Below are 12,640 nucleotides of genomic sequence, written 5' to 3'. Positions count from 1 at the left end.
AAATCTCGGATTCCGTGCAGTTGGAAACGGCTGAATAGCTCTTGTTGTCTTTTGCATAGGCGTAACAGCGGCGCGGTGATTCGGTTCGTCATTGTGATAAAATACACATCGCCATGATCCTCTTATTTGAGGTAAAAAAAATATTTTTTTCATTATGGTTACTTGTTTTGATTAATTGTTTAATTGCATCATCACTAACCTTGACAACCTGATGAAACCCGTGTACAAAGCATTATTTGTGGCAGCGTCTATGACCTTCGTGGTAGCCTGCTCCGAAAGCCACCTGAACGATGAGGCGATGCAGCCCCAAAGAAACTCATCGGCCCGCATTGGTCAGCCAGGTGCCGAAGATCGATGCGCGACGATGAGAGTATTGTCCGACAAACTAGCCGAAAATCCCGGACTAGCCCGCAGTATGGAAGCTATTGAAGCTCACACGCAACGGTTTCTTTCCATGCAGAAAGGAAATAGCGGTAATGAGAAGCCGGGTAATGGAAATGGTAAACCCGGAAACGGCGGCGGCGGTGGTACAGGCGGCGGCGGAACCACTGATCCGGCCACTACCATTACGATTCCGGTCTATGTACACGTGATTTATAGCACGAGCCAACAGAACATTAGCAACGCGCAAATCCAATCACAGATCGACGTCCTGAATAAAGATTTCAGGGCTCAAAACAGCGACAAGAATAGTACGCCGTCTGAGTTTGCTTCACTGATCGCTGATTTCAACATCCAGTATTCCTGGAACACCAATAATTTGATTCGGAAGGCGTCTTCTAAATCGTCATGGGGTACCAACGATGCTGTGAAAAATAGTAAGCGCGGTGGCTCCAATCCGGTACCCGGCTACCTGAATATATGGGTATGCAACATCGGCGGAGGTATTCTGGGATACGCCCAGTTTCCTGGCGGGTCGGCTAGTACGGATGGAGTCGTAATCGGCCCCGAATATTTCGGCAGCAGTGCGTTGGGGAGCAACTTTTATCTGTCGGCTCCCTATGACTTGGGACGCACGGCTACGCACGAAATTGGCCACTGGCTGAATCTGCGTCACATCTGGGGAGATGGCGGTTGTGGCGTGGACGACTACGTTTCGGACACTCCTATGTCTGATGGCCCCAATTACGGCTGTCCTGCCTATCCCACCGTTCGCTGCAACAGCAGTAACATGACGATGAACTATATGGACTACACATATGATGGGTGCATGTACATGTTCTCTACCGGACAGAAAGAGCGTTCACGCGCGATCTTTGCGCCGGGTGGTCCGCGCGCTGATTTCGTGAGTGTTACTCCCTAATAGCAGAAGACATTTGACTGTTAGCAAGTAAGCCCGGCTCATTTGAGCCGGGCTTGCTTGCTTTATATTCTGCTAACCTCGGAAAGAATGCGTACTGGCGAAATACCGTTTAAGTCAGCCCTTCCACCACCACCCGATGCTGCGGAAACTGCGCCAGCAACGTCTCGCGCTCGGCCAGTTCAAAATCCGCGAAATCGAAGCCCGGTGCCACCGTGCAACCCACCAGCGAATAGGCCGCGCCCGCCACGGGCCGGGAGCCGAACCAGGTACCGGCAGGTACCACGGCCTGAAACACTTCGCCTGCTTCGGGGTCGGGGCCAAGGCGAATGATTTCCAGCGCGCCGCTTTCGGGATGAATAACGAATACTTCCAGCGGATCACCCGCGTAAAAGTGCCAGACCTCATCGGACTGAATGCGGTGCAGCGCCGAGAAATGATGGCCTTCCAGTAGAAAATAAATCGCCGTACTAAACGACCGACTGCCACCAAACCGTTCTGGCAATGCCGCGTGCGGAATTTGCTCCGCCGCGCGGTAGGTTTCTACAAAGTACCCACCCTCAGGATGGGGTTGCATCTGGTACTTATCTACCCAGTAACTGGCTGGTTTTTGGAGGTGCATTTCAAAACCGTTCAAGTTTGTAATTCTCTTCCAGCTTCTCCGTGAGCAAAACTGGAAAAGCGGCGACACAGCCCAATATAAAAAAAACGCCGCTATCGTATCCCGATAGCGGCTGTAAGAAAAAAGAGAATGACGTAATTTTAGCTCACTTCCTGCAAAGCATCCACAAAAAGTTTCATCTCATCCATAGTACCGATGCTGACCCGGCACCAGGGCTTGTCCTGTATGTCATACGCTTTTACCCCAATACCCTTGGCCGTCATTTTACCCAACAACTCCTTACCCGGAATGTTAATCGGGAAAATCACGAAATTGGTGTAGGACGGGATGTACTTATACCCCATCTTATCCAGATTGGCATACAGGAACTGCTTGGCCTCGTGGTTGAGTTTGCGGGTAGTGTCCTGAAAAGCCATGTCGTCCATGCTGGCGTTGGCCGCAAAGATGGAAGTGTACGATACCCCCATTCCGCCGCGGGTAATCTTCTGGATTTTTTTCAGAAACTCGGGCTGCGCGGCCATATAGCCTACCCGGATACCGGCCATTCCCATAATTTTAGAGAAGGTACGGGCAATGATCACATTTTTATTCTGCGCCAGCAGGGTATTCATGCTTTGGGTATCGCCTCCTACGGCCAGTTCGATATACGCCTCATCCACAAAAATGGGTACTTTCTCCGATACGCGCGAGCAGAAATCCAGCAGTTCTTTGCCCGAAGTAAGGCTACCCGTCGGGTTATTGGGATTGCAGATGTAGACCAACTTGGTGTCTTTGTCGATGGCAGCCTCCATCGCTTTCAGGTCGTGCGACCAGTCGGCTTTGCAAGGTACCGCTTTCCAGGTGGCCCCAACGGACTTGGCTACATTGACCAGCGACATGTAGCAGGGATCTGCCGATACGATGTTGCCTCCGTCCATGAAGAGTACCAGCGCCGTTTTTTCCAGCAAATCCGATGAGCCGGGGCCCATCATGATGTGTTCGGGCGTCACGCCTTCTTTCTTAGCGATCTTGTCGATCAGATCGGCCATTTCCTGCCAGGCGTAGCGATTACCCCGTTTGGCCGACTCCGCGATAGCCTCCTGTGCCGACATGGGCGGACCGTAAGGATTTTCGTTTGAGCTTAGTTTAGTGGTAATCTTGGGTCGGGGAGCGGCTGCCTCCAGGTAATGCTCCCGCACCATCGGACTGCGAAAAATCCGCAGCTCGGGGTCAAGCGAAAGAGGTGCATCGGCAAAGGCTCCGTCGTTGATGGTACGGCTGGCGGCTTCGCTGAGCTGGGGAAGGGCAGCGAGGCCGCCCAAAGTCAATAGCCCTTTTTTGAGGGCATCACGACGGTTGGTGGAAAAAGTAGTCATTGGAGATGGTAGATAGGTGATTAATAGGTTTCTTATATGCTTTGTCAATGGCGTGTGGCAGGTTCTGTACTTCTGGACGATAGGAAATAGGCCTGAACTAAGCATGTAATAAAAATTGACTACGCTTGACAGAACTATATTCTCTATTCGAATACAATATCAAATTTTTATTCTAATTTAAAGACTTAAACATGTAAATTGTGCCATTTTTATAAAAATTTAGCAAATAATATATAAAACGTATAGCTAAATATTGTTTCGTTACAATGCCACTTTTGAAACCCGGTTTCTGCCACTTCCAAAAAAGATACAGCTACTTTCGGAATTAACTAGATCATTAACTATCAGTAAGATTAGTGCAGGATAGCAAACATGCAGACGTTAACGGAAACGCAGTCATCAACTACCTATGCGTAGCTATCCTGACAAAAATCCAAAACCAACAATATCCACTCAGATCAGAACTGTGTGCCACATTTTCCCCCGCATCGCTGTCCAGCTTGTCTGTTCTTGGGCTTTAAAAGTATGATTGTCGGAGAATGCGCTTTTGGAGAAAAGCCATTATCCAGATCATGACGAGATATTTCCTTTGGATTCTCCTGAGTGTTTCCCTCCCCACCCACGCCCAATGGAAACTCGTTTGGGCCGACGAGTTCGATGCCGACGGACCGCCCGATCCTAAAAATTGGCAGTTTGAGCGTGGCTTCGTCCGAAATAATGAACTGCAATGGTACCAGCCCGACAATGCCCGTTGCCGGGACGGACTGTTGGTTGTCGAAGGACGGAAGGAGCAGAAAGCCAACCCAAACTACCAGCCTGACAGCGACAATTGGAAAAGCAGGCGTCCGCATATCGAGTATACCTCAGCCAGTCTGGTCACCCGCGGTCGGCAGCAGTGGCAGTACGGCCGCTTCGAAATGCGGGCGCGTATCGACACCCGGCCCGGTTTGTGGCCCGCTTTCTGGACGCTGGGCGTGAAAGGCGAATGGCCTGATAACGGTGAAATCGACATTATGGAGTACTACCGGGGTATGCTGCTGGCCAACGCCGCCTGGGGTTCCGGCCAGCGGTACAAGGCAAAATGGGATGATTCCCGCAAACGCCTCGAAACCTTTGACGACCCGAAGTGGTCGGAAAAATTCCACGTCTGGCGCATGGATTGGGATGAGCAGCGCATCGCGATCTACGTGGACGACCAGCTCTTGAACGAGGTGAACCTGGAAGAAACCTACAATCCGGGGGATAAGAAAAATCCTTTCCGGCAGCCCCATTATGTAATTCTGAATCTGGCAATCGGCGGCGACAACGGTGGCGATCCTGCGGCCACAGAATTCCCGGCGCTATTTGAGGTGGACTACGTGCGGGTGTATCAGCAGCAGTAGTTCAAGGGCATGGGTCAGATTAGAATTATTTATCTCAATAGTCTCGCTGACGCAATAGAAACCAATCAAAAAAGGCTTTATCAAGAAGCAATCCTAAACGCCTTTAAACCAAATCGCTCCATGAAGTTCCTGATGCGCCGCCTATCGATATTAACTGTTCTTGCTTTATTGACCTCGGTATGCCAAGCCCAGAAAGATCTCAAAATCATCAAAGAGCGCATAGTGGCCGACCTGATGGAGACTAAAATCGACGACAGTGCGGTGGGGAATCTGATGGCCAAAATGAACGTTGATGGTAGTTTTAAGGAAATCAACTACGACGACTTGAGCCGCACGGCGGGCTTCCCGCAAGGCCGGCACACCAGTAATCTGGTCTATATGGCCAAGGCGTACAAAACCAAAAAATCAAAGTACTACCAAAGTAAGCCACTCAAAGCGCTTATCGAAAATGGCCTGACCTTTTGGGTAAAAAACGATTTTGTGGGCGACAACTGGCACAACAATCAGATTACCACCCCCACGAACCTGGGAAACCTCATGCTGGTGATGGGCGACGAACTACCCAAAGACCTCGTGACCAAAGCCCAACCCATGATTTTCCGGGCTAATATGAACGCCTCAGGGGCCCGGCCCAGTGGCGACCGCATCGTCATTGCGGGCATTCTGGCAAAGAATCTGCTTTTTCAGGGCGACTACCAGGAGTTTGACAAGATCATCAAAATCATCGAAGGCGAACTGAAATTCGCGACGGGCCAGAGGGGAATGCAGCACGATTACAGTTTTCACCATCGGGTCGATCGCGTCAACAACACTGATTCTTATGGGTACGGGAAGTACGCCAATGCCTACGGCGAGTGGTCGTATTACGTGGCGGGTACGCAATACGCTTTCTCCAAAGAAAAAATCAACCAGCTGGTTGATTACTACCTCGACGGAATCTACAAGCAATCGGTGTATGGGGTTTATAAAGACGTGAGTGTTCAAAACCGCAGCATATCCCACAAGGGTACTTTTGAGCCACGTGGTACGCAGGAAATCGAGCGCGTGCTGGTGAGTACCGATTACCGTAAAGACGAACTGGAAGAAATAATCCGGCTCCGAAAGGGCAAAGCCAAGCCGTCAGCCTCCTTTGCAAAATTCTTCTGGCAGACCGAGCATTTTGTGTTTCAGCGACCTAATTTCTACACAACCGTCCGAATGTTCTCGACCCGCAACCGGAACATGGAAGTACCCTACAACGGACCGGGCAAGACCACCCACCACCGGGCCGATGGCACCAACTACCTCATGCTACGCGGCGATGAGTACCAAAATATCTGGCCCGTGTACGACTGGCAGAAGATTTCGGGAACTACCATCGTGCAGAAACCCCAACTACCCGGCCCTGACGATATCCAGAAGGATGGCCTGACCGATTTTGTGGGCGCAGTGACCGACGGAATGTACGGTGCCGTGGTATTCGATTTCAAAAGTCCGCACGATCCGCTATCGGCGAAGAAATCATGGTTTTTCTTTGACGAGGAATACGTTTGTCTGGGTACCGGAATCAACGCAGAATCGAATTTTCCGGTAGCTACTACGCTGAATCAGGTACTGATGCGGAGCGAGGTAAGGATGATGCAGGACGGCAAACAACAGAATGTCCCGAAAGGCAGCCGGACTCTGCAAAACGTGAAGTGGGTCCATCACGATAAAATCGGCTATATTTTCCCCCAGCCCGTCACAGTAAATCTGTCCAACCAAGTCGAAACAGGTACCTGGGCATCAATCACCGATGAAAAAAACATTAGCGATGAACGGGTCAGTGAAGACGTGTTTACGTTATGGTTCGATCACGGTAAAAAGCCAGAAGGAGCCAGCTATCAGTACATTGTGGTTCCTGACGTAACGGAACAGCAACTGAACGAAACCAGCCAAAGCAATCGCTCAATCGAAATCCTTTCCAATAGCCCGACGTTGCAAGCCGTGCGACAGAGCCAATTGGGCATCACCCAACTGGCTTTTTATCAGGCGGGAAAACTGGAAATCCAGCCAAACGTGGAAGTGCGACTGGATAGTCCAGGCATGGCGATGTTAAAAATGCGGGAAGGCCGACTCAGCGAACTAACTCTGGCCGATCCTTCCCGCAAACTAAGCCGGATGCTGATAACGGTAAGTGGCATTTACAATGCGAGGGGCGATAACTACCGTACCGTTACAGACCAGGAGCAAAACAGTACTTTATTTATTGTGGATCTGCCCAAGGGTGTTTACTTGGGTAAAAGTGTTGCGTTGAAAATGCCGTAGAGACAAGGCATGCCCTGTCTCTACGGCTTTATCAGGATTTTTCCCCAGCGTCCCGGTGCGTCGGCATGTTCGACAGCCTTCACAATTTCGTCCAGGCCGTACGTAGCCTCCACGGGTAGTTTTACCTCGCCGCTGGCCAGCCAGCCAATGACACCCTGCGCGGTTTGGTTGCGGGTCTGAGTATCGACCTTGCGCATCCACTCGGTAAGCCAGAAGCCCTGAATGGTAATTTCTTTAAAGATCATCAGACCCACGTCCAAGCGGGGGTTCTTTTGGCTAAGCAAGCCAAAAATCAGCATTTTTCCACCTTGTCCCACGCACTTCATGGCGGCTTCGGTAGTAGTACCCCCCACGGAATCCACGACGCAGCGGACGCCTTTTCCGCCGGTAATGTCATTTACGCGCTTGGGCAAGTCTTCCGTCTCGGTGTTGACGACCTCGTCCAGTCCCAGCTTTTTCAAATCCTCGTTCAGGCCGTCGCGGCGGACGGTGCCGACAGTCTTGATCCCCTTTTTCCGGCATAGCTGAATCACCAGCTTGCCGTAAGCCGAGCCGCAAGCCGTAATCATCAGCCATTCGCCTTCCTTAACGCCGGACTCTTCCACCATGGCCCAGGCCGTGAAGGGGTTGACAAACAATTGCGCGGCCATGTCATCCGGGATGGCATCCGGCAACGGAATAGCGGCTTTCTGATTGACGACAGCGTACTCACCCCAACTGCCGATGGCCGTGAAGCTCACCCGGCTTCCAACGGGCAGACGCACATCGGCACCAGCCGCCTCTATCGTGCCAACGCCCTCAAACCCCGCGCCCGAGGGTAGTTCAGGCCGGATGCCGTACCGACCCTGTACGAATGATATGTCGGAGGGGTTGACCGGAGCGGCGATTATTTTGACCAAAACTTCTTCCGCAGCGGGCTGAGGCTTTGGCTTTTCTACCACATTTAATATTTCGGCGGGATTTCCGGTTTTTTCTAGTTGGATCGTTCTCATAGATAGATAATTGACAAAACAATAATTTAATTTTTTTCTGAAAAAATTACAACTTGCGTAGCATTTGCTATACCAAGGGTTGCGAGGATAGGGAGTTCCGAAAGACTTTCCTAACTTTAATTTTTGAAATAAGGAAAAAGGCGACCCAAATTCTTTTTACGAGGAAATCAAGCCTTTTTGTGCAGTCATTTTGACATCAAAAGCGACCGCCCCAAAATATTTATCCCCTTTATGAGTGAGTTCCAAGCGTACCTCCAAGTAGGATTTGAACACATCACCGACCCGAAAGGTTACGACCATATTCTATTTATCGTAGCGCTATGCGCCATTTACACGCTACGCGATTGGAAAAAAGTGCTGATTCTGGTGACGGCTTTCACAGTCGGTCATTCCCTGACGCTGGCTTTGGCCACCTTCAATATCATCGCCTTTCGTCGCGATGTCATCGAGTTGCTGATCCCGATTACTATTCTCGTTACGGCCATCGTCAATATGTTTTATGATATTCCTAAAACCACGCTGGTCAGGCAGGAAAGGGGGTCGCCTGCGCGGTATGGGTTGGCTCTTGGCTTTGGCTTGATCCACGGTATGGGGTTTTCGGGGTACCTGCACGAACTGCTGGGGAGCGAGTCAAGCATCTGGCAACCGCTGCTGGCTTTTAATCTCGGGCTGGAAGCCGGACAGGTACTCATTGTTCTGGCCTTACTGATACTGACTTTCCTTATCGTAGATTTGGCCCGCGTCCCCAAGCGGTCGTGGAACTACATTATTTCGGGAGTCGTGGCAGGAATGGCTCTGTCTTTAATTATTAACAATGCGCTTTTTCAGGAATCTCTTTCAATTATGTTTCAATAGCTTACCTTTCAATACATTAACCTACTTTACTTTCATCTTCCAATCGAGCGGCAAGCCGCGCTAACCTTCAAACAAATGAAAAAACTACTATCCCTGATGCTTGCTTTCCTGCTGGCTGGCGTCGTCTGGGCGCAGAATCCCAACAACTACAAAGCCAATGATACCTTTGAGCAGTTGGGAACGGCCCTGCCCACGCCCAACACGTATCGCACGGCCTCGGGCGCACCCGGTAAAGAATACTGGCAGCAGCGCGCCGATTATGACATCAAGGCCGAGCTCGACGACGAAAACCAGCGTATCATCGGCACAGAGACCATTACTTTCTTCAATAATTCTCCCGACGATCTGCCCTATATCTGGCTTCAACTGGATCAGAACCTTTTTAAGGAAGACGCCATCGGCGGCCTGAGCCGTACCGGCACAATCAGCGAAAAAGGAATGAGCACCCGCCAACTGCAGGCCATGAACGCGGGGCGTGGCGCGAGTCTCGACCCCAAGAAGCAATTCGGCTACAACATCACCGCTGTAAAGGACAAAGCGGGCAAAGCCCTGCCCCACACCATTGTGGGGACGATGATGCGCATTGACCTGCCAACGGCCATGAAGCCCAATACCAACGTGGTGTTCAGCGTGGACTGGAACTACTACATCACGGAATACTACGGTCGCAGCGGCTACGAGTTTTATGAGAAAGACGGCAACTACAACTACTTCATTGCCCACTGGTTTCCGCGCCTGGCTCCCTACGACGATGTCAACGGCTGGAACCACAAGCAGTTTTTGGGTCAAGGTGAGTTCTCGCTGATTTTTGGTAATTATAAAGTCGCCCTTACCGTACCGAACGACCATATCGTGGCCGCCTCCGGCGAGTGCCAGAACTACAATCAGGTACTTACCAGCGACCAGAAGAAGCGCATGAAAGACGCCGAGAATGCCACGACGCCCGTCATCATCGTGACGCAGGACGAGGCCATTCAGGCAGAAAAAAACAAACCAACGGGCAAAAAAACCTGGATTTACAAAGCCGACAACGTCCGCGACTTCGCCTTTGCCAGCAGCCGCAGGTTTATCTGGGATGCCATGAAAACGGATGTGTACGGCAATGGCCGCAAGATTTGGTCGATGTCGTTTTATCCCAAAGAGGGCAACCCGCTTTGGGAACAGTACTCGACCCGCGCTGTGGAGCACACGCTGCGCTCGTACGGGAAGCGTACGTTCGAGTACCCTTATCCGGTCGCCATTTCGTGCCACGCCACGTCGGGCGGTGGCATGGAGTACCCCATGATTTCGTTCAACGGCGGTCGGCCCGAAGCGGACGGTACTTATAGCGAAGGCGTGAAATATGGCATGATCGGCGTGATTATCCACGAGGTGGGTCACAACTTCTTCCCGATGATCGTCAACTCCGACGAGCGCAACTGGACCTGGATGGATGAAGGACTGAACACGTTCTGCCAGTATCTGGCCGAGAAAGAATGGGACTACAACTACCCCACACGCCGCGGTGAGGCGCAGTCGGTGACCGACTACATGGCATCGGACAAGGCGGTACTTTCGCCTATCATGGCCCAGTCGGACAACGTGATCGGCCTCGGCCCCAATGCTTATGCGAAGCCCGCCGCCGGGCTGAACATCCTGCGCGAAACGATCATGGGCCGCGAACTGTTCGATTATGCTTTTAAGGAGTACGCCAACCGCTGGAAGTTCAAAAGTCCCACGCCCGCCGACTTCTTTCGCACGATGGAGGATGCGTCAGGCGTGGATCTGGACTGGTTCTGGAAGGGCTGGTTTTACGGTGTGCAGCCCGTGGATCAGGCCCTCGTGAGTGTGGATTGGTTCAGCGTGGATACGCAGAATCCTGAGATTGAGAAGGAGCTGGCCCGCCAGGAAGACGCCCGCAAGAAAAACACCATCAGCAAGCAGCGCGATGCCCTCACTAAGGATCAGACCGTGGTCGCGCAGGATTCGTCGATGGCCGATTTCTACAACCGCTACGACGAGTTTAAGGTTACGGCGCAGGATCGCAAAAAGTATGAGGATTACCTCGCCAGCCTGTCGCCCGAAGACCGCGACCTGGTGCAATCGAACACGAATTTCTATACCCTGAGCGTAAAGAACAAAGGAGGCCTAGTAATGCCTGTGATCGTAAAAATGGAGTTTGAGGACGGCACCGATTCCGTCGCCCGTTTCCCCGCCGAAATCTGGCGCTTCAACGATCAACAAATCAACAAAGTGATTTCGACCAAAAAGAAGGTAGTGCAGTGGACACTGGACCCCTACTTCGAAATTGCCGACATCGACACGGCGGACAATTCGTTCCCGCCCGTGGCCAAACCGACGCGCTTCCAGATTTACAAGCAACAGCAATACCAGCGCCCGATGAATCCCATGCAGGCCGAACAGAAAAGCGGCGGGGCCGGCAGACTGGGGACGGGAAATAGGTAGTGAAAGAATTTTGAGAGAGTCAGGAAGTATTCAGACGCTCACTCACTAACAATTGTAAAACGCCCTGTACTTAACGAATGCAGGGCGTTTTCCGTAGATATGGTAAAGCGATCGCTGGTAATTATTTCAATAAAAGAGATTATCAGTTCTGTTTTATGACAATTTGAAATAAATTCACTCATTCACTCATTCACTCATTCACTCATTCACTCATTCAAAATTGACCACTTCTGACCGTTACCTGCAACGAGGCGTTTCGGCTTCCAAAGAGGACGTCCACAAAGCCATCGCCAACATTGACAAGGGGCTTTTCCCAAAGGCTTTTTGTAAAATAGTCCCCGACACACTTAGCGGCGATCCAGACTACTGCACCATCATGCACGCTGATGGCGCGGGTACCAAAACATCACTGGCCTATCTGTATTGGAAAGAGACGGGTGATTTGTCCGTTTGGCGAGGTATCGCGCAAGATGCCGTGGTGATGAATACCGACGACCTGCTTTGTGTTGGGGCCACCGGGCCTATGCTGCTGTCGTCCACCATCGACCGCAACAAAAACCGCATACCCGGCGAGGTGATTGCCGAAATTATCAATGGCACCGAAGAAGTGCTGGAAATGCTGCGCGGCTTTGGCGTCGAAATCTACAGCACGGGCGGCGAAACCGCCGATGTAGGCGATCTGGTGCGTACCATTACGGTCAACAGCACGGTTATTGCCCGCATGAAGCGCGCCGAGGTAGTGGATAATGCCAATATCAGGGCAGGCGATGTCATCGTCGGCCTGGCTTCGTACGGGCAGGCTACCTACGAAACGGCCTATAACGGCGGAATGGGCAGCAATGGACTCACTTCGGCCCGGCACGATGTGCTAAGCAAGTACCTGGCTGCACAATACCCCGAAAGCTTCGACCCGGAAGTAAATCCTGATTTGATCTATAGCGGCAGCAAAAACCTGCTGGACGCCGTGGAAAGCACCCCATTGAACGTCGGTCAGCTCATTCTTTCGCCTACCCGCACCTATGCCCCCGTGGCCAAGGCACTACTCGACGAGCTAAGAGCCGAAATCCACGGTATGGTGCATTGCAGCGGTGGTGCCCAAACCAAAATCCTTCATTTCATCGACGATCTGCACGTTATCAAGGATAATCTTTTTCCCGTACCGCCTTTGTTCAAACTGATTCAGACCGAAAGTGGCACGAGCTGGCAGGAAATGTACCAGGTCTTCAACATGGGTCACCGGCTGGAAGTGTACCTTCCCGAAGCGCAAGCCGCCCGGGTCATCGAGGTTTCGGAGTCATTCGGCATTGCAGCCCAAATTGTGGGCCGTGTGGAGGCCGCAGAGAGCAAAAGTGTAACGATTCGGTCGGAATTCGGGGAGTTTGTGTATTGAATCTCCTCCCTTG

The 12,640-nt window shown here is 51.6% G+C and carries 9 protein-coding genes; 6 read left to right on the top strand and 3 right to left on the bottom strand.

The window, feature by feature from the left end; genetic code table 11:
• Positions 1-211: 211 nt before the first annotated feature.
• On the top strand, positions 212-1,303 hold the full coding sequence (locus tag IE117_RS22470; protein ID WP_189567509.1) for a zinc metalloprotease: 1,092 nt from the start codon (positions 212-214) through the stop codon (positions 1,301-1,303).
• Positions 1,304-1,412: 109 nt separating this feature from the next.
• On the opposite strand, the gene IE117_RS22465 is transcribed toward IE117_RS22470, so the two are convergent.
• Both IE117_RS22465 and IE117_RS22460 read right to left on the bottom strand, forming a co-directional pair.
• Positions 1,413-1,922: a cupin domain-containing protein gene (locus IE117_RS22465; protein WP_189567507.1), complete on the bottom strand. Its 510-nt coding sequence runs from the start codon at positions 1,920-1,922 to the stop codon at positions 1,413-1,415.
• 140 nt (positions 1,923-2,062) lie between these two features.
• A complete protein-coding gene (locus IE117_RS22460; RefSeq protein WP_189567505.1) occupies positions 2,063-3,277 on the bottom strand; it encodes a pyridoxal phosphate-dependent aminotransferase in 1,215 nt (404 codons plus the stop codon).
• 572 nt (positions 3,278-3,849) lie between these two features.
• Between IE117_RS22460 and IE117_RS22455 the strand changes: the two genes are divergently transcribed.
• Positions 3,850-4,659, top strand: coding sequence for a glycoside hydrolase family 16 protein (locus IE117_RS22455; protein ID WP_189567503.1), 810 nt, complete (start codon positions 3,850-3,852; stop codon positions 4,657-4,659).
• Positions 4,660-4,779: 120 nt separating this feature from the next.
• Positions 4,780-6,945 carry a polysaccharide lyase family 8 super-sandwich domain-containing protein gene (locus tag IE117_RS22450; protein WP_189567501.1) on the top strand — a complete coding sequence of 722 codons (2,166 nt, stop codon included), beginning with the start codon at positions 4,780-4,782 and terminating at the stop codon, positions 6,943-6,945.
• A gap of 20 nt (positions 6,946-6,965) precedes the next feature.
• On the opposite strand, the gene IE117_RS22445 is transcribed toward IE117_RS22450, so the two are convergent.
• Positions 6,966-7,937 carry a zinc-dependent alcohol dehydrogenase family protein gene (locus IE117_RS22445; protein ID WP_189567499.1) on the bottom strand — a complete coding sequence of 324 codons (972 nt, stop codon included), beginning with the start codon at positions 7,935-7,937 and terminating at the stop codon, positions 6,966-6,968.
• Positions 7,938-8,168: 231 nt separating this feature from the next.
• On the opposite strand from IE117_RS22445, the gene IE117_RS22440 reads away from it, so the two are divergent.
• From IE117_RS22440 to IE117_RS22430, 3 genes are all read left to right on the top strand, one after another.
• Complete coding sequence (locus IE117_RS22440; RefSeq protein WP_189567497.1) at positions 8,169-8,792, top strand: HupE/UreJ family protein; 624 nt, start codon at positions 8,169-8,171, stop codon at positions 8,790-8,792.
• A 75-nt stretch (positions 8,793-8,867) separates the two neighbouring features.
• A complete protein-coding gene (locus IE117_RS22435) occupies positions 8,868-11,237 on the top strand; it encodes a M1 family metallopeptidase (protein ID WP_189567495.1) in 2,370 nt (789 codons plus the stop codon).
• A gap of 220 nt (positions 11,238-11,457) precedes the next feature.
• Positions 11,458-12,627 (top strand): AIR synthase related protein, encoded by a 1,170-nt coding sequence (locus tag IE117_RS22430; protein WP_189567493.1) that lies wholly within the window; start codon positions 11,458-11,460, stop codon positions 12,625-12,627.
• Positions 12,628-12,640: the final 13 nt, after the last annotated feature.

The sequence above is a fragment of the Persicitalea jodogahamensis genome, from assembly GCF_014651615.1.
GTDB classification, from domain to species: Bacteria; Bacteroidota; Bacteroidia; order Cytophagales; family Spirosomataceae; genus Persicitalea; species Persicitalea jodogahamensis.
The sequence above is the reverse complement of the archived record's forward strand: the minus strand, read 5'-3'. Positions and strand labels throughout refer to the sequence as shown.